Annotated in this window: 16 protein-coding genes; 12 read left to right on the top strand and 4 right to left on the bottom strand. The window is 65.5% G+C overall.

The window, feature by feature from the left end; genetic code table 11:
* Positions 1–75: 75 nt before the first annotated feature.
* Entirely contained in the window at positions 76–801 is a 726-nt protein-coding gene (locus ACQ7JA_RS20330; RefSeq protein ID WP_430901076.1) for an amino acid ABC transporter ATP-binding protein, read from the top strand.
* A gap of 64 nt (positions 802–865) precedes the next feature.
* On the opposite strand, the gene ACQ7JA_RS20335 is transcribed toward ACQ7JA_RS20330, so the two are convergent.
* Positions 866–1,927, bottom strand: coding sequence for an NF038122 family metalloprotease (locus tag ACQ7JA_RS20335; protein ID WP_430901078.1), 1,062 nt, complete (start codon positions 1,925–1,927; stop codon positions 866–868).
* Between the two features lie 289 nt (positions 1,928–2,216).
* Here ACQ7JA_RS20335 and pyrC point away from each other — a divergent pair, with 289 nt between their 5' ends.
* The 4 genes from pyrC to ACQ7JA_RS20355 all read left to right on the top strand — a co-directional run bounded on the left by pyrC (position 2,217) and on the right by ACQ7JA_RS20355 (position 5,533).
* Positions 2,217–3,275, top strand: a complete 1,059-nt coding sequence (gene pyrC, locus ACQ7JA_RS20340) for a dihydroorotase (protein WP_430901080.1) — start codon at positions 2,217–2,219, stop codon at positions 3,273–3,275.
* 18 nt (positions 3,276–3,293) lie between these two features.
* Positions 3,294–4,088 carry a DUF3025 domain-containing protein gene (locus ACQ7JA_RS20345; RefSeq protein WP_430901297.1) on the top strand — a complete coding sequence of 265 codons (795 nt, stop codon included), beginning with the start codon at positions 3,294–3,296 and terminating at the stop codon, positions 4,086–4,088.
* 12 nt (positions 4,089–4,100) lie between these two features.
* On the top strand, positions 4,101–5,090 hold the full coding sequence (locus ACQ7JA_RS20350; protein WP_430901082.1) for a Gfo/Idh/MocA family protein: 990 nt from the start codon (positions 4,101–4,103) through the stop codon (positions 5,088–5,090).
* Between the two features lie 80 nt (positions 5,091–5,170).
* Positions 5,171–5,533 (top strand): glyoxalase superfamily protein, encoded by a 363-nt coding sequence (locus tag ACQ7JA_RS20355; protein WP_430901084.1) that lies wholly within the window; start codon positions 5,171–5,173, stop codon positions 5,531–5,533.
* On the opposite strand, the gene ACQ7JA_RS20360 is transcribed toward ACQ7JA_RS20355, so the two are convergent.
* Positions 5,534–6,277 (bottom strand): tetratricopeptide repeat protein, encoded by a 744-nt coding sequence (locus tag ACQ7JA_RS20360; RefSeq protein ID WP_430901086.1) that lies wholly within the window; start codon positions 6,275–6,277, stop codon positions 5,534–5,536.
* 304 nt (positions 6,278–6,581) lie between these two features.
* Here ACQ7JA_RS20360 and ACQ7JA_RS20365 point away from each other — a divergent pair, with 304 nt between their 5' ends.
* Positions 6,582–7,370 carry an alpha/beta fold hydrolase gene (locus ACQ7JA_RS20365; protein ID WP_430901088.1) on the top strand — a complete coding sequence of 263 codons (789 nt, stop codon included), beginning with the start codon at positions 6,582–6,584 and terminating at the stop codon, positions 7,368–7,370.
* Between the two features lie 42 nt (positions 7,371–7,412).
* Entirely contained in the window at positions 7,413–8,426 is a 1,014-nt protein-coding gene (locus ACQ7JA_RS20370; RefSeq protein WP_430901090.1) for an alpha/beta hydrolase, read from the top strand.
* Positions 8,427–8,544: 118 nt separating this feature from the next.
* On the opposite strand, the gene recG is transcribed toward ACQ7JA_RS20370, so the two are convergent.
* On the bottom strand, positions 8,545–10,608 hold the full coding sequence (gene recG / locus ACQ7JA_RS20375) for an ATP-dependent DNA helicase RecG (RefSeq protein ID WP_430901092.1): 2,064 nt from the start codon (positions 10,606–10,608) through the stop codon (positions 8,545–8,547).
* 105 nt (positions 10,609–10,713) lie between these two features.
* Between recG and queA the strand changes: the two genes are divergently transcribed.
* The 5 genes from queA to secF all read left to right on the top strand — a co-directional run bounded on the left by queA (position 10,714) and on the right by secF (position 16,368).
* Positions 10,714–11,736 carry a tRNA preQ1(34) S-adenosylmethionine ribosyltransferase-isomerase QueA gene (gene queA, locus ACQ7JA_RS20380; protein WP_430901094.1) on the top strand — a complete coding sequence of 341 codons (1,023 nt, stop codon included), beginning with the start codon at positions 10,714–10,716 and terminating at the stop codon, positions 11,734–11,736.
* Between the two features lie 10 nt (positions 11,737–11,746).
* Positions 11,747–12,886: a tRNA guanosine(34) transglycosylase Tgt gene (tgt, locus tag ACQ7JA_RS20385; protein WP_430901096.1), complete on the top strand. Its 1,140-nt coding sequence runs from the start codon at positions 11,747–11,749 to the stop codon at positions 12,884–12,886.
* A gap of 161 nt (positions 12,887–13,047) precedes the next feature.
* The gene (gene yajC / locus ACQ7JA_RS20390; RefSeq protein WP_430901103.1) at positions 13,048–13,380 is read left to right on the top strand and encodes a preprotein translocase subunit YajC; all 333 of its coding nucleotides are present in this window, start codon (positions 13,048–13,050) and stop codon (positions 13,378–13,380) included.
* Positions 13,381–13,444: 64 nt separating this feature from the next.
* Positions 13,445–15,343 (top strand): protein translocase subunit SecD, encoded by a 1,899-nt coding sequence (secD, locus tag ACQ7JA_RS20395; RefSeq protein WP_430901105.1) that lies wholly within the window; start codon positions 13,445–13,447, stop codon positions 15,341–15,343.
* A 2-nt stretch (positions 15,344–15,345) separates the two neighbouring features.
* Positions 15,346–16,368, top strand: a complete 1,023-nt coding sequence (secF, locus tag ACQ7JA_RS20400; RefSeq protein WP_430901107.1) for a protein translocase subunit SecF — start codon at positions 15,346–15,348, stop codon at positions 16,366–16,368.
* A 206-nt stretch (positions 16,369–16,574) separates the two neighbouring features.
* On the opposite strand, the gene ACQ7JA_RS20405 is transcribed toward secF, so the two are convergent.
* Positions 16,575–17,981 carry an FAD-binding oxidoreductase gene (locus tag ACQ7JA_RS20405; protein WP_430901109.1) on the bottom strand — a complete coding sequence of 469 codons (1,407 nt, stop codon included), beginning with the start codon at positions 17,979–17,981 and terminating at the stop codon, positions 16,575–16,577.
* Between the last annotated feature and the right edge of the window lie 10 nt (positions 17,982–17,991).

The following is a 17,991-nucleotide window of genomic DNA, read 5'->3' on the forward strand; positions in this document are numbered from 1 at the left end:
CTGGTCGGTAAGGCAAGTTCCGAAGTATCCTTGTCGCTAGAAATGCTGTCAAGCACGCTTACACGAGTACAACAGATGATCGATATCGAGAATGTCAGCAAGTGGTACGGCGGTTTCCAGGTGCTGAAGGATTGCAGTACCCGCGTGGCGCGTGGCGACGTGGTCGTGGTCTGCGGGCCGTCCGGATCGGGCAAATCGACCCTGATCAAGACCGTCAACGGCCTGGAACCCTTCCAGGAAGGCCGGGTGCGGGTCGACGGCATCGAAGTGGGCGACCCGAAGACGAATCTGCCGGCGCTGCGCGCGCGCATCGGGATGGTGTTCCAGAATTTCGAGCTCTTCCCCCACCTGTCGGTACGCGAAAACCTGACACTGGCCCAGGTCAAGGTACTGGGACGCGGCAAGGAGGAAGCGCTCGAGCGTGGCCTGGCCTACCTCGACCGGGTCGGCCTGCTGGCGCACAAGGACAAGTTTCCGGGCCAGCTCTCGGGCGGCCAGCAGCAGCGCGTGGCGATCGCGCGCGCCCTGGCCATGGATCCGGTGGCCATGCTGTTCGACGAACCGACCTCCGCGCTCGATCCCGAAATGATCGGCGAGGTGCTCGAGGTGATGGTCGGGCTGGCGCAGGACGGCATGACGATGATGGTGGTGACCCACGAGATGGGCTTCGCGCGCAAGGTGGCCGACCGCATCGTCTTCATGGACCACGGTAGCATCGTCGAGGACAGTCCCAAGGAGGACTTCTTCGCGGCGCCGCGCTCGGAGCGGGCGTGTGAGTTCCTGGCGCGGATCATCCACTAGCCGGGCGCGGCAATAAAAACGGCGCCCCGCAGGGCGCCGTCTGCAATCGTGCCGGACCTGTCGATCAGGCCTGCTTGGCGCGGCGGCGGCGTGCCGCGGCCAGGCCGACGGCGCCGAAGCCCAGCAGGGCCATGCTGCCCGGTTCCGGAACGAAGTTCCAGCCGATGGTGTCGAACATCATGAAGTCGAGGGCGGTGATGTCCATGTATTCGCCGTAGGCGCCGGTCGGGTCCATGATGCCGATGTCGCGGTTGTCCTTCCAGTGGCTGGCCTGCTGGCGGTCACCGTAGGTGCGGCCGGTCGAGAAGGTGGTCAGCGTGGTCTTGCAGTTGTCCAGCGAGAAGTACTTGGTGCGGTTATCGGCCGAGAAGTCCAGGTCGCCGCCCATTGCGCGGCTCAGGTCCGAGCAACGGAACACGTCGGTCGGCGAGATGTAGGTGAACAGGGCGTCCGAGAAATTGCCGGAGCGGTTCAGGTCAAGCGTGTCGACGCCGCTGACGAAGCCGAGCGCGTGACCGATTTCGTGGGCGGCGACGCCGATGAAGTCGAAGGCGTTGGAGGCGATGCCGTCCATGCGATTGAAGTCCCAGTTCCAGGCGTCGCTGAAGGTGATGGATGCGTCGCTGTAGCCGCCGCCTTCCGCATACCACAGGCCCAGGGCGCGGGCGTTCGCCATCGTCATGCGGATGGTGGTGTTGTTGGCATTGCCATTGTCGTCGAGGAAAGGCGTACCGCTGCCGACGCCGGCCGGATTGACGTTGGTGCCGTTCATGACCACCTTCAGCGCCGGGCCGTCCTTCAGGCCCGCGACTGCCTTCCTGTCGGTGGCGGTGCTCGCGTCAAGGACCATCGCTTCGCGGAAATCACTGTAGCTGCTCGTCACGCGGGTCGAGCCGGTCGAGCCCAGGATGCCGGTGCCCAGGGTCGAGAAACCGATGTTCAGTTCGACCGTCACGTCGTCCTTCAGCACGTTGGACCACAGTTTGGCCGCCTCCTGGAAACCTTTCAGGGCGCGCGCGTCCATGTTGGGGTTGTAATTGAACTTGAATTCCAGGGCTTGTGCCGAGCTGCCGTAAGCGACGGCCAGCAGGGGGACGAGTTTCAGCAGTTTCTTCAGGTTTTTCATGTGTGTCTCTTTTCCGGTTATATCTAGTTTGTTATTGAAGCGATGCCGGCACTGGCGACCTGCATGACCACTGTCGGCTCGGCCTTTTGAGATATGCAAGTTTCGGGCCAGAAATAATAGGCATTTGTTTTTAAAAAGAAATTTCCTTTTGATAATACTTTCTCATTGTAAAGTGTAAAAAATCCCGACATTAATTCGGCCGCCAGGCGGGCTTATGCTGAAAAATTGCCATACGCCCCTTGCTACTCCCAAAGGGTAAAATGGCGGGATTCGTTCTCCGAGAGCCGCCATGCCCACCATCGACCCGATTGAAATCCCGCAGTCCATCACCATCACCCGCCCCGACGACTGGCACCTGCACCTGCGCGACGGCGCGGCCCTTGCCAGCGTGCTGCCGCACAGCGCGCGCCAGTTCGCGCGCGCGATCGTGATGCCGAACCTGAAGCCGCCGGTCACCACGACCGCCGCGGCGAGCGCCTACCGCGACCGCATCCTGGCCGCGCTGCCGCAAGGGGTGTCGTTCGAGCCGCTGATGACGCTCTACCTGACCAACAACACCGATCCGGACGAGATCCGCCGCGCCGCCGACACCGGCTTCATCCATGCGGTCAAGCTCTACCCGGCCGGCGCCACCACCAATTCGGACGCCGGCGTGACCGACCTGCGCAACTGCTACAAGGTGCTGGAAGTGATGCAGGAAGTCGGCATGCCCCTGCTGGTGCACGGCGAGGTGACGGACAACGACATCGACCTGTTCGACCGCGAGGCCGTCTTCATCGAGCGCGTGATGCGCCCGCTGCGCCGCGACATGCCGGTGCTGAAGGTCGTGTTCGAGCACATCACCACCAAGGAAGCGGCGCAGTACGTCGCCGAGGCCGAAGGCCCGATCGGCGCGACCATCACCGCCCACCACCTGCTCTACAACCGCAACGAGATCTTCCGCGGCGGCATCCGCCCGCACTATTACTGCCTGCCGGTGCTCAAGCGCGAGGAACACCGCCTGGCGCTGGTCACGGCCGCCACCAGCGGCGACGAGCGCTTCTTCCTCGGCACCGACTCGGCGCCGCACGCCGTGCACACCAAGTACGCGGCCTGCGGCTGCGCCGGCTGCTACACCGCCCTGCACGCGATGGAGATGTACACCGAAGCCTTCGCCCAGGCCGGCGCACTCGACAAGCTCGAAGCCTTCGCCAGCCTGAACGGCCCGGCCTTCTACGGCCTGCCGGTCAACGAGGGCACCATCACCCTCGAGCGCCGCGACTGGACCCTGCCGGAGAGCGTGCCTTTCGGCGAGCACCAGCTGGTGCCGCTCAACGCCGGCGAAACCATCCACTGGAAGATGGCGTAAGCGGGGTTGGCCATCCCTATGCTGGCCTGCATCGACTGGTCGCGCCCCTGGTACGACACGGTGCGGCCGGGCTTCGAGCGCCTGGCCCTGGCGGGAGAGGACTTCCTCGACGCCTTCAACCGCAACGCGGCGTCGCTCGGCCTGGTCAACCACCTGGGCCTGCCGCTGCGTTTCGTGCCCCAGGCCATGCTGCCCGAGGGGACGGCCTACGAGGAATTCATCGGCGCCACCGGCCAGGTGCCCACGCGCGAAAACCTGCACGACTTCTTCAACGGCCTGGTGTGGCAGACCTTCCCGCTCATCAAGCGCCAGCTGAACGCCCTGCAGGCGGCCCAGATCGCGCAGGCCGGCGTGGGCAAGTCGCGCGGTCCGGCGCGCGACGCCGCCACCATCTTCGACGAGAACGCCGCGCTGCTGCTGGTGCGCGAGGGCAGCGCCGGGCGCGCCCTGGTGGACGAGCTGCGCGGGCACTGCTGGCTGGCCGCGCTGTTCGAGAAGCGCGCCATGTTCGGCGTCGATGTGCAAATCTCGCTGTTCGGCCACGCGCTGATGGAAAAACTGGTGGCGCCGCGCAAGGCGATCACCGCACATACGCTGGTCGTCCATGCCGGCGATGATGTGTTCGCACTGGCGCCCGAAGCGCAGCGCGCCTGGATCGACGCCCACGTGGCGAACCGGCTGGTGGAAGAAGGATTGACGACGTCCAGCTTCACACCGCTGCCCGTGCTGGGCGTGCCCGGCTGGTGGCCGGCGCAGGACCGCGACTTTTATCTCGACACCAGCGTCTTCCGCCCGAAGCGGACGACGAACTGAAAGGAACAAGCAATGGTTGAAGCAGTACGCTGGGGAATCCTCGGCACGGGCAAGATCGCCCGTGCCTTCGCCACCGCATTGAAGGACGTGCCGGGTGCGGTCCTTGCCGGCGTGGCTTCCCGCAGCCAGGACAAGGCTGAGGCCTTCGCGCAGGAGTTTGGCGCGCTGGCATCGTTCGGCTCCTACGAGGCGCTGGCCGAAGCCGAGGGCATCGACCTGGTCTACGTCGCCACGCCCCATCCCCAGCATGCCGGCAATGCCCTGATGGCGCTGCGCGCCGGGAAGGGCGTGCTGGTCGAGAAACCGTTCACGATGAACCTGCGCGAGGCCGAGCAGGTCGTCACGCTGGCGCGCAGCCGCCGCCTGTTCCTGATGGAGGCGATGTGGACGCGCTACCTGCCGGGCTTCGAGGAGGTCAAGCGCATCATCGCTTCCGGTGAAATCGGGGAAGTCAGCCAGGTGGTGGCCGACTTCGGCTTCACCGCCGACTTTGGCCCCGAGCACCGCGTCTTCAATCCGGCACTCGGCGGCGGCACACTGCTCGACCTCGGCATCTATCCGCTGTCGATCGCGAGCGCCCTGCTGGGGCCCGTGGCCGAGATCAAGGCCCAGGCGGAACTCGGCCCCACCGGCGTGGATGTGCAGACCGGCTTCACGCTCAAGCACGAAGGCGGCGCCATCTCGGTCAGCAGCTGCTCCTTCAAGGCGCGCACGCCCTGCGAGCTGACGGTGTCGGGCACGCGCGGCCACGTGCGCATGAATACCCGCTTCCACCACGCGAAATCCGTGACCGTGGTGCTGGAAGACGGCAGCGCGCGCACCATCGACACGCCCTACCTCGGCAACGGCTATGTGCACGAAGCGATCGAGGCGCAGCGCTGCTTCCTTGCCGGCCTCACCGAAAGCCCGGCCATGAAGCTCGAGGAAACGCTGGCGCTGATGGGCGTGCTCGACGAGATGCGGCGCCAGATCGGACTGGTCTACGACAGCGACCGCCTGTAGGCACGCCGCATGCGCGGTGAGTTGACACCTGCTCGCCGCCTGAGAATACTGGACGGCCATCCACTTCCCGCGGAGCCGCCATGGGTCCCATCACCCCCATCCTGCGCATCTTCGACGAAGCCAAGGCGCGCGAGTTCTACGTCGGCTTCCTCGGTTTCCAGGTCGACTGGGAGCACCGCTTCGAACCCGGCCTGCCGCTTTACCTGCAGGTCTCGCGCGACGGCTGCATCCTGCACCTGAGCGAGCACCATGGCGACTGCTGCCCCGGCGCGGGAATGCGGATCCAGGTCGACGACATCGATGCCTATCACGCCGAGCTCACGGCGAAGCAGTACGGCTATGCGCGTCCCGGCATCGGCGACACGCCCTGGGGTTCGCGCGACATGTCGGTCGCGGACCCGTTCGGGAACCGGCTGACCTTCACCAGAGCGATCAGCACCTGATCAGCGCGCCGCCACGGCGTCCAGCCTGCGCAGCAAATCCCCGTGCAGGTCCAGCGCATGCCTGGTCATGTGCTTGCGCGCATGCGCGATCTCCGTCAGTTCGCGCTGGGCCACCGCCTGCTGGCCGTTGGCCAGCGCCCATAGAGCCAGCTCGACCCGCGCTTCGACGCTGCCCGAGCGTTCCGCGGCCGCGATGAACTGCTCGCCCGCCTCGGCGCATTGGCCGCAGGCGGTGTAGGCCCGTCCCAGTGCCAATCCCGTTTCCTCGGGGCGAAAAGCCGGCTGGCGTGTCCGCAGGGGCAGCAGCAGCGCGATCGCCGCCGCGGCCTGGCCGTGCGCCATGTGCGCGCGTGCGGCGCCCAGGATCACTTCGGCGTCGCCCGCGAACGGGCCTTGCAGGCAGGCGTCGTACTGCGCCACCGCCTCCGCCGTCTGCCCGGCGTCGAGCAGGGCGCCGGCCAGGCGCATCCGGTTGTGCGCGGTGGGCGTCAGGTCGAAGGCCTGGCGCGCTTCGCGCACGTCGCGGCCCGGGTCGAGCTTCTTCTGCAGCGCATGGCCCGCCATCCGCGCCTGGCGCTCGAGGCGCGAGTGCGGCAGGAACACCGCCGCGAAATAGACGATGCTGCCGAGCAGGGGGAAGGAAAAGAGGATCAGCAGCCAATACATCGGCCGTCCCGTGCGCACGGCGTGGACGGCGAAGAAGATGGCGATGATCAGGTGGAGTCCGAGTCCGAAGATGGGCATGGCAAATGAGACCTGCTGGATGAAAGGGCCGGCTGCGCAGCCGGACGAGCGAGCCGCCACGATATCCTTTCGCGTGGGGCGGATGTCTAACCGAATGTCACGCCAATGATTTTTTTTAGTCATGCGACAAAAATCGCTTGCTATTTAATCGTGCGCTATATAAACTGCGCTGCATCGGTAGGGAATGCACGGCAAGGCAAGCGTCCCGGACTGATCAGCAGTTGTGGCAGGTCGAGGATCAATGATCCCCGGCGTCAAAAATAAATAGCGCACTATCTAATCGAAGACAATATAAGGAGTCACCATGAAAGCCATCCAGCACCTCGCCCTCACCCTGTCGATCGCAGCAGGCGCCGCCCTGCCGGTCCACGCAGCGCCGGCGGCCGCCATCAAACCGACCGTGATCCTCGTTCACGGCGCCTTCGCCGACGCGACCAGCTGGAACGGCGTCGCGGCCAAACTGCGCGCCGACGGCTACAGCGTGATCGGCGCCGCCAATCCGCTGCGCAGCGTGCAGGGCGATGCGCAGGCGGTCGCCAATATCGCCAGGAGCGTGCAGGGACCGGTGGTGCTGGTAGGCCACTCCTACGGCGGCGCCGTCATCTCGGCGGCGGCGAAGGAACTCCCGAACGTCAAGGGCCTGGTCTATGTGGCGGCCTTCGCACCCGAGCAGGGCGAGACGGCGCTCGAGCTGTCGGGACGCTTCCCGGGCGGCACGCTCGGCAGCGCGCTGGCCGCACCGGTCGCGCTTGCGGATGGCGGCAAGGATTTCTACATCCAGCAGGATAAATTCCATCAACAGTTCGCGGCCGATCTGCCGAAAGCGCAGGCCGAGCTGATGGCTGTCGCCCAGCGTCCCATCGCGGAAGCCGCCCTGCTCGAGGCCGCTCCGAGCCCTGCATGGAAAACGTTGCCCTCGTACTTCGTCTACGGCACCGGTGACAAGAACATCCCTGCCGCGGCGCTGGGCTTCATGGCCGAGCGCGCCAAATCGCGCAAGACCGTTGCCATTCCGGGCGCATCCCATGTGGTGATGACCTCCCATCCGAAAGCGGTTGCCCGGCTCATCGAGCAGGCCGCCGAAGCGAAATAAATAAGTAGTGCACGATCTAATTAACCAGCAAAGGACATGACCATGAACACCGTGAAAACCATCCTCGCCGCCGCCCTCCTGGCCGCTACCGCTACCCATGCCGGGGCCGCCAGCCTGCCGGGCGTCGAACGCCAGACCGCCGGCTTCCTGAAAGCGATCGAAGGCGGGAAGCCGCTCGAAACCCTGAGCCCGCAGGATGCGCGCGCCGTGCTGGTGGGCGCGCAGGCAGGAGCCAAAGCGAAACTGGCGCCGGCCGAAGTCAGCGAGAAGACCGTCGTCCTCGACGGCAAGCCGGTCAAGCTGACCATCGTGCGCCCGGCGGGCGGCAAGGGCGTCCTGCCTGCCTTCATGTTCTTCCACGGCGGCGGCTGGGTGCTGGGCGACTATCCGACCCACGAACGCCTGGTGCGCGACCTGGTTGCCGGCTCCGGCGCGGTGGCAGTGTTCGTGAACTACACGCCCTCGCCGGAAGCCGGTTACGGCGTCGCCATCCGCGAAGCCTATGCCGCCACGCGCTGGGTGGCCGAGAACGGCGCGCAGATCGGGGTGGACGGCAAGCGACTCGCCGTGGCCGGCAACAGCGTGGGCGGGAACATGGCGGCGGTGGTCAGCCTGATGGCCAAGGAGCAGGGCGCGCCGAAGCTGCGTTCGCAAGTGCTGCTGTGGCCCGTCACCGACGCGAACTTCGAGACCGGCTCGTACAAGGAGTTCGCCAACGGCCACTTCCTCACCCGCGACATGATGACCTGGTTCTGGGATAACTACACCCGCAGTGCGAACGCCCGCCGCGAGATCTACGCCGCGCCGCTGCAGGCCACGCCCGCCCAGCTGAAAGGCCTGCCGCCGGCGCTGGTTCAGACCGCGGAGTTCGACGTGCTGCGCGACGAAGGCGAAGCCTATGCCCGCAAGCTCGATGCCGCCGGCGTCGAGGTGAAATCGGTGCGCTACAACGGCATGATCCACGACTTCGGCCTGCTCAATGCCTTGAGCGATGTGCCGGCCGTGAAGAGCGCCCTGCAGCAGGCATCGCAGGAACTGAAGCTGCGCCTGCAATAAGCAGCATTCTGGTGTTCGTAGGGTGGGCAGGTTCTGCCCACGCGTTCAACTGAAGCATGATCAGCCACAGGGCATCCGTGAGTTGAACGCGTGGGCGGGGACCGCCCACCCTACAGAATCAGACCTTCAGGAACTCTTCACGCCCACCCAGCCAGCGCGTGAGGTGGGCATCGATGACCGCCATGTATTCCGGGCGGTCGCCGTTGTCCAGCAGGTACTGCGCCACGTCGCGCGCCTTGTCCACGATCCACTGGTCGGCTTCCAGGTCGGCGAAGCGCAGCATTGCCTCGCCCGACTGGCGCGCGCCCAGGAACTCGCCGGGGCCGCGGATCTCCAGGTCGCGCCGCGCGATCTCGAAACCGTCGGTGGTCTCGCGCATCGTGAGCAGGCGCTGCTTGGCCACCTGGCCCAGCGGGCTCTGATACAGCAGCAGGCACACGCTCGCAGCCGAGCCCCGGCCCACGCGGCCGCGCAGCTGGTGCAGCTGCGACAAACCGAAACGTTCGGCGTGCTCGATCACCATCAGGGAGGCGTTCGGCACGTCCACGCCCACCTCGATCACGGTGGTGGCCACCAGCACGTGCACCTCGCCGCTGGAAAAGCCATCCATGATCACCTGCTTCTCCGCCGGCTTCATGCGCCCGTGCACCAGGCCCACGGTGAGATCCGGCAGGGCCTCGGCCAGGGTCTCGTAGGTTTCGGTGGCGGTCTGCAGCTGCAGCACTTCCGATTCTTCGATCAGCGGGCAGACCCAGTAGACCTGGCGGCCTTCCTGCGCCGCCGCATGCACCCGCTCGATCACTTCGTCGCGCCGGTTCTGGTCGATGGCGCGCGTGACGATCGGGCTGCGGCCCGGCGGCAGCTCGTCGATGACCGACACTTCGAGGTCGGCGTAATAGGTCATGGCCAGGGTGCGCGGGATCGGCGTGGCCGACATCATCAGCTGGTGCGGCACCAGGCCGTCGCTGCCCTTGTTGCGCAAGGTGAGGCGCTGGCCGACGCCGAAGCGGTGCTGCTCGTCGACGATTACCAGGCCCAGTCTCGCGAACTGCACCGTGTCCTGGATCAGGGCATGGGTGCCGATCACGAGCCTGGCTTCGCCCGATTCGATCAGCTCCTTGGCCGCGTCCTTTTCCTTTTTCTTCAGGCTGCCCGTCAGCCAGGCCACCTTCACGCCCAGCGGCTCCATCCAGGCGGCGATCTTGCGGAAGTGTTGTTCGGCCAGGATCTCGGTGGGCGCCATCAGGGCCGCCTGGTAGCCGCTGTCGATGGCCTGGGCGGCGGCCAGCGCCGACACCACGGTCTTGCCGCTGCCGACGTCGCCCTGCAGCAGGCGCTGCATCGGATAACCCTCGCGCAGGTCGGCGCGGATTTCCTGCACCACGCGCTGCTGGGCGCCGGTGAGCTGGAAGGGCAGGGCGGCGAGAAACGCCTCCGACAGTTCGCCCACCGCGCGCAGCTGGGGCGCGCCCTTTTCGCGCCGCGCGCGCTGGGCCCGTTTCAGCGACAGCTGCTGCGCCAGCAGCTCGTCGAACTTCATGCGGGTCCAGGCCGGGTGGCTTTTCTCGGTGAGGGCGTATTCGTCGACGTCGGCCGGCGGGTAGTGCAGCAGGCGTACCGAGGGCTCGAAGTCCCACAATTGCAGGCGCGAGAGGAAGGCATTCGGCAGGGTGTCGCGCCAGTCCACGCGCTTCATGGCGTCGGCGATCGCGCGCCGCATCACGGTCTGGGACAGGCCTTCGCCGGCCGGGTAGACCGGCGTGAGCGAGGTCGGCAGCGGCGCGCCTTCGTTGATCACCTTATAGGTCGGGTGGACCATCTCGGCGCCGAAAAAGCCGTGCTTGAGTTCGCCACGTGCGCGGATCCGCACGCCTTCGGACATCTGCTTGACCTGGCTGCCGTAGAAATTCATGAAGCGCAGCTGCAGTTCGCCGGTCGCGTCGGCGATCTGCACCAGCAGCTGGCGCCGCGGCTTGTAGGTGATTTCATTCCTGACCACGACGCCTTCGACCTGCCAGGTCTGCAGCCCGCGCATGGATGCTTCGCGGATCGTGACCACCTTGGTCTCGTCCTCGTAGCGCATCGGCAGGTGCAGCACCAGGTCCATATCGGTGCGCAGGCCCAGCCGGGCGAGCTTGGATTCGATGGTTTTGGGTGCGGATGTGGTCTTGGTGGCGGGCATATTGCGGCAATTGAGCAAATGCTGGCGTAAAATAGAGGGTTCGCCGCACGCATTGCAGCCTCTATTGTAAGGCTGTCAGCATCCATTTTCCCAGAATTGAAGACAATGTACTCGCTTTCCGATTTCGATTTCGACCTGCCGCCAGAGCGGATCGCGCAGCTGCCGCTGCCGGATCGCAGCGCCTCACGCCTCCTGCAGCTCGATGGCGACCAGATCACCGACCGTCATTTCGCCGACATCGTCGACCAGCTCCAGCCGGGCGACCTCCTGGTGATGAACAATACGCGCGTGCTCAAGGCGCGCTTCTTCGGCGTCAAGGAAACCGGCGGCCAGGTCGAAGTGCTGGTCGAACGGGTGCTGGACCACCGCACCGTGCTGGCGCAGGTGCGCGCCTCGAAGTCGCCAAAGCCCGGCAACCGCATCCGCCTGGCCGACGCCTTCGACGTCACGACCGGCGAGCGCGCCGGCGAGTTCTTCACCCTGCATTTCGAAGGCGACGTCTTCGAGCTGATCGAGGCCCACGGCCGCCTGCCGCTGCCGCCCTATATCGAGCACAATGCCGACGAATTCGACGAGCAGCGCTACCAGACCGTGTACTCGAAGGAGCCGGGCGCCGTGGCCGCGCCGACCGCCGGCCTGCACTTCGACCAGCCCCTGCTCGATCGCCTGGCCGGGAAGGGCATCGGGTTCGCCTACGTGACCCTGCACGTGGGCGCCGGCACCTTCCAGCCGGTGCGCGTGGAAGACCTGTCGGCCCACAAGATGCATAGCGAGTGGTACACGATTCCCCAGGAGACCGTGGACGCCGTACGCGCGGCCAAGGCCGCCGGCCGCGACGTGGTGGCGGTGGGCACCACGTCGCTGCGCGCCCTGGAATCGGCTTCGCAGTCGGGTGAGCTCAAGGCGGGCAGCGACGATACGGCCCTCTTCATCACGCCCGGCTACACCTTCAAGACGGTCACCCGCCTGATCACGAACTTCCACCTGCCGAAGTCGACCCTCATGATGCTGGTGTCGGCCTTCGCCGGCTACCAAGAGATCCGCAAGGCCTACCAGCACGCGATCGCCAATGAATACCGCTTCTTCAGCTATGGCGACGCCATGCTGCTGACGACTCGTTCACGCTAATAGAATACCGATGCTCGAATTTACCCTCCTTAAAAAAGACACCAGCGGCCTCTCGCATGCGCGCCGCGGCCGCCTGAAGCTCAACCACGGCACCATCGAAACCCCGATCTTCATGCCGGTCGGGACCTATGGCTCGGTCAAGGCGATGGACCCGATCGAGCTGCGCGAAGTGGGCTCGCAGATCATCCTGGGCAACACCTTCCACCTGTGGCTGCGCCCGGGCACCGCGGTGCTCGACAAGTTCGGCGGCCTGCACAAGTTCATGGGCTGGGATGGCCCCATCCTGACCGACTCGGGCGGCTTCCAGGTATTTTCGCTGGGCGCCATGCGCAAGATCACGGAAGAGGGCGTGAAGTTCGCCTCCCCGATCGACGGCTCGCGCCAGTTCCTGTCGCCGGAAGTGTCGATGCAGATCCAGCGCTCGCTGAACTCGGACATCGTGATGCAGTTCGACGAGTGCACCCCCTATGAAATCGACGGCCGTCCGGCCACCAGCGAGGAGGCGGCCAAGTCGATGCGCATGTCGCTGCGCTGGGCCCAGCGCTCGATGAACGAGTTCAACCGCGGCGAGAACCCGAACGCCCTGTTCGGCATCGTCCAGGGCGGCATGTACGAGCACCTGCGCGACGAGTCGCTGGCTGGTCTGGAGGACATCAACTTCCCGGGCCTGGCGATCGGCGGCCTGTCGGTGGGCGAGCCGAAGGAAGACATGCAGCGCATCCTGGCCCACGTCGGCCCGCGCCTGCCGGAAAACAAGCCGCACTACCTGATGGGCGTGGGCACGCCGGAAGACCTGGTCGAGGGCGTGGCCAATGGCGTCGACATGTTCGACTGCGTGATGCCGACCCGGAACGCCCGCAACGGCTGGCTGTTCACCCGCTTCGGGGATGTGAAGATCAAGAACGCGCGCTACAAGGACGACGGGGCGCCACTGGACGAGAGCTGCGATTGCTATTGCTGCAAGAACTTCTCGCGTGCCTACCTGCACCACCTGCACCGCTCGAACGAGATCCTGGGCGCGCGCCTGAACACCATCCACAACCTGCACTTCTACCTGAAGATCATGCAGGAGATGCGCGATGCGATCGATGCCGACAAGTTCAATGAGTTCCGGATCCAGTTCCGGGCCGACCGCTCGCGCGGCGTTTAGTAGGGTGGACGGCGAAGCCGTCCACCCTACGCATTAAATTTCCAGCAACATCTTGCAATCAGGAATTGCAAACCTACATACCTCCAGATTGTCCCCGGCCGCAGTGCCGGTGCTAGAATACACCGCTTAATTTTTTTAATCTCACCACAATCGGAGTTCTTGTGTTCATTTCCAACGCGTACGCGCAAACCACCGCCGCAGCCGATCCGGGCCTGATGGGTAGCCTGACCACCTTCCTGCCCCTGATCCTGATGTTCGTGGTCATGTATTTCCTCATGATCCGTCCGCAGCAGAAGCGCCAGCGCGAGCTGAAGTCGATGATGGATGCGCTGACCAAGGGCGACGAAGTGGCGACCGCCGGCGGCATCCTGGGCCGCGTGGTCAAGGTGGCCGACACCTACGTGACCCTGGAAGTGTCGACCGGCACCGAAATCGTGGTCCAGAAGAACGCAGTGACGACCCTGCTGCCGAAAGGCACCCTGAAGGCCCTGTAAGCCCGGTCAGCACAATGCGGCGGCCCTGGGCCGCCGCGTGCCCAACTCAGAACGCTGGAAAACCATGAATCGCTACCCCGTCTGGAAATATCTACTGATCGCCGTCGCGCTCCTGCTGGGCGCGCTGTTTACGGCGCCGAACTACTTCGGCGAAACGCCGGCACTGCAGGTCACCACCGGTAAAACGACGGTCAACATCACCAGCGCCACCGTCGGCCTGGTCGAGGATGCGCTCAAGCGCAACGGCGTTCCGGCCACCGCCATCGCCCTCGAAGGCACCGGCAACAGCACCTCGGTGCGCGCCCGCTTCGCCACCACCGACGCCCAGTTCCGCGCCAAGCTGGCCCTCGAGCGCGACCTGAACCGCGACAAGAACAACCCCGATTACATCGTTACCGTCAACCTGGCGAAGAACACGCCCGCCTGGATGGAAAAGATCGGCGCCAAGCCCATGAACCTGGGCCTCGACCTGCGCGGCGGTGTCCACTTCCTGCTGCAGATCGACAGCAAGGCCGTGCTCGACACCAAGGTCAAGGGCCTGCAGGCCAGCGTGCGCAGCCAGCTGCGCGACGCCAACGTCCGCCACGCCGGCATCGAGCGCGTGGGCGACACCATCGAAGTGCGCTTCCGCGACGCCGCCACCCGCACCGCCGCCCGCAACACGCTGGCCAAGCAGTCGCAGGACCTGGCCTTCACCGAGACCGCCGACGGCACCGAGCTGAAGCTGGCCGTCGCCCTCAAGCCGGAAGCGCTCAAGCGCACCGTCGAAGACGGCGTGAAGCAGAACATCTCCACCCTGTCCAAGCGTATCAATGAACTGGGCACCACCGAACCGCTGATCCAGCAGCAGGGCGCCGACCGCATCATCGTCCAGCTGCCGGGCGTGCAGGACGTGGCGCGCGCCAAGGACATCATCGGCCGCACCGCCACCCTGGAACTGCGCATGGTCGACTCGACCGTGACCCCGGGCACCGAGACCTCGGCCGCCATTCCGCTCAATTCCGAGCTGTTCACCGAAGGCCGCGGCGGCCCGGTGGTGGTGTCGAAGGACATCATCCTGACCGGCGACTACATCTCGAGCGCCGTCGCCAGCTTCGATTCGAACCAGCAGCCGGCCGTCTCGATCGACCTGAACGGCGACGGCGGCCGCCGCATGCGCATGGCCACCCGTGAAAACGTCGGCAAGCGCCTGGCGGTCCTGCTGAAGGAAAAAGGCGTGTACAGCGTGCCGACGGCCCCGGTCATCAACCAGGAACTGGGTTCGACCTTCCAGATCACCGGCATCGGCAGCATCGAAGACGCCAACGAACTGGCGCTGCTGCTGCGCTCTGGCGCGCTGTCGGCGCCGATGGAGTTCATCGAGGAACGCGTGATCGGCCCGCAGCTGGGCGCCGAGAACATCGAGCGCGGCCTGCATTCGACTCTTTGGGGTTTCGTGGCGATCGCGGTGTTCATGATCGTCTACTACCACCTGGTGGGTTTCATCAGCGCGGTGTCCCTGGCGGCCAACGTGCTGTTCCTGCTGGCGCTGCTGTCGATGCTGCAGGTCACATTGACCTTGCCGGGTATCGCGGCAATCGCGCTGACCCTCGGCATGGCGATCGACTCCAACGTGCTGGTCAATGAGCGCATCCGCGAGGAACTGCGTGCGGGCGCTGCGCCGCAGGTGGCGATCAACGCCGGCTACAAGCACGCCTGGGACACGATTTTCGACTCCAACGTGACCGCCCTGATCGTCGGCCTGGCGCTGCTGATCTTCGGTTCCGGCGCGGTCCGCGGCTTCGCCGTGGTGCACTGCCTGGGCATCCTGACCTCGATGTTCTCGGCAGTGTTCCTGTCGCGTGGCCTGATCAACCTCTGGTACGGCCGCAAGAAGAAGCTGACCGGGATCTCGATCGGCACGGTCTGGAAAGAAGGCTTCACGCCCAACAAGCAAAACACGACGCAGGAAACTCAGGGTTAATCATGGAATTTTTCAAGATCAAACGGGACATCCCGTTCATGCGTCACGCCGTGATCCTCAATGTGATCTCGGTCGTGACCTTCCTGGCAGCCGTGTTCTTCCTGGCGACCAAGGGCCTGCATTATTCGGTGGAGTTCACCGGCGGCACGCTGATGGAGCTGCACTACCCGCATGCGGCGGACCAGGAAAAGATCCGCACCACGCTGCGCGGCGTCGGCTTCGAGGCGCCTGAAGTCGCCGGCTTCGGCACCGCCCAGGACGTCCTGCTGCGCCTGCCGATCGCCGAAGGTTCGGCCCAGGCCGACACCTCGTCCCGTGCCTTCACTGCGGTCTGCGCGTCCGAACAGGGCACGCCGAAGGTCACCCAGGTACAAACCGACAAGGGCCAGACGGTCGCCCGCACCAGCTGCGTCAATGCGGCCGGCCAGGAACTGGTCAGCCTGCAGCGCGTCGAATACGTCGGCCCGGCCGTCGGCAAGGAGCTGCAGGAGAACGGCCTGAACGCGCTGCTGATGGTGGTGATCGGCGTGGTCGTCTACCTGGCGGTCCGCTTCGAGTGGAAATTCGCCGTCTCGGCGATCATCGCGAACCTGCACGACGTCGTCATCATCCTGGGCTTCTTCGCCTTCTTCGAGTGGGAGTTCTCGCTGACGGTGCTGGCGGCGATCCTCGCGGTGCTGGGCTACTCGGTCAACGAATCGGTCGTCATCTTCGACCGGATCCGCGAGATGTTCCGCAAGCAGCGCAAGATGACGGTGCCACAGGTGATCGACCACGCGATCACCAGCACCATCTCGCGCACCATCATCACCCACGGTTCGACCCAGATCATGGTGCTGTCGATGCTGCTGTTCGGCGGCCCTGCGCTGCATTACTTCGCGATGGCGCTGACCATCGGCATCTGCTTCGGCATCTACTCCTCGGTGTTCGTGGCGGCGGCGCTGGCCATGTGGCTGGGCGTGAAGCGCGAAGACCTGGTCAAGCCGGTCAAGGAAAAGGACGAGACCGACGGCGCCGTCGTTTAAGCGCTTCGGCCTGAAAAATGCCGCCCCGGCCCTGCCGCGGCGGCATTTTTTACGCCGTTCCGACCGGAATGTGACAATTTGCTTCTTTATGTTGGGTAACGCACAGAGCCGTCCTGATGCCCTCCCTATAGTGAAGCTGTCTCTTTCAGGACATCCCTAGTTTTGGACTTCACCCGCTCCCCAACCGGAGCGGGTTTTTTTTGCCTTTACAGGTAGCGCGCCCACAGGCTGTTGGAAAACCTGCCGTCCGGGTCGACCTGGCGTTTCAGGCTGCGCAAGGCCGCCGCCTCCGGATAGGCCTGCTCGAACTGCGCGCGCGTCGCGTGCAGCTGGTAGGGCAGGTAGTAGCGTCCGCCGAAGCGCAGGGCGGCGTCGATCATGGCGCGGGTCCAGGCGCCGGCCTCCTGCCGGGCAGCCTTGCCGGTGCGCTGCTTGTAATACAGGACGAAGGAGAACACCTCCTCCTTCGCCCAAGGCAGCAGGCTGGTGGTATCCGGCGGCGAATGGCGCACCGACACGTTCAACACCTGGGCCCCATGTTGCCGGATAACGGCGGCCATCGCGCGGGCGAAGGCGGCGAAATGCCGCACCGGGATGAAATACTCCTGCAGCACATAGGTCGAGACCCGGCGCGTGCGCGGCTCCAGTTCCGCCACGTCGAGGCTGGCTTCGTGATTGCGCCATTTCACCGCCGGCTTGTCCAGCAGCAGCGGATGGATCACCTTGCTGCGCAGTAATTCTCCGCCCGGGAGCTCGGTCAGGGCGAACAAAACGTTTTGTTCGAGGGAATAGGACTGGCCGCGCGGCACCAGGCGGGCGGTTTCGGTGAGCGGCTTGCCGCTCGTGTGCCAGGAAACTGCGACCGGGGCGTCGAAGTGGGGCTGCAGCAGGTCGGCATTGTGGAAAACGCAGTCCCCCCGCATGACTTTGCGCCGGAACCAGGCCGGATAGTCGCCCAGCGCCACCTCGGTGACCACGCGCTCGACCCTGGTATTGTGCGCCAGGTCCAATTCGACCTCCGTGATCACGCCGACGGCGCCGTAGCCGCCCACCGCCGCGCGAAACAGGGCGGGATGGCTGTCGCGGCTGGCCTCCACGACCGTGCCGTCCGCCAGCACCAGCTGCAGGGCGCGCACCGAGTTCACCACCGGACCATTGCCGACGTAGCGCCCGTGCGCGTTGACGGAGACCGCCCCGCCCACCGTGAAGTTGGCATAGCTCTGCATGGTCTGTACCGCCATGTCGTGCGGATCGAGCAGCTCCTGCAGGTCGCGCCAGCGCATGCCGGCCTGGACCCGCGCTACTCTGGCGGCGGGGTCGAGCTTCACCAGCCGGTTCATGCCGCGCATGTCCAGGTGCAGTCCGCCCGCGATGGCGACCTGGCCGCCCATGCTGTAGCGGCCGCCGCCGACGGCGATCTTCCCCGGCCAGCCGCGGACCGCGGCGGAAACGTCGGCCGTGCTCCCTGGCGCGGCCACCCTGGCCACCTCCACAGGGTAGAGGCCGGTGACGTTATCGATGAGGGGAGCGGCCAGCGCGCGGGCAGGCGCCAGGGTGAGCAGACTGGCTTCGGCCATGGCCAGGGCGAGGAAACGGCGGCGTGATGGATGCATGTCGTGACGG

The sequence above is a fragment of the Massilia sp. BKSP1R2A-1 genome, from assembly GCF_050586525.1.
Lineage (GTDB): Bacteria > Pseudomonadota > Gammaproteobacteria > Burkholderiales > Burkholderiaceae_D > Telluria.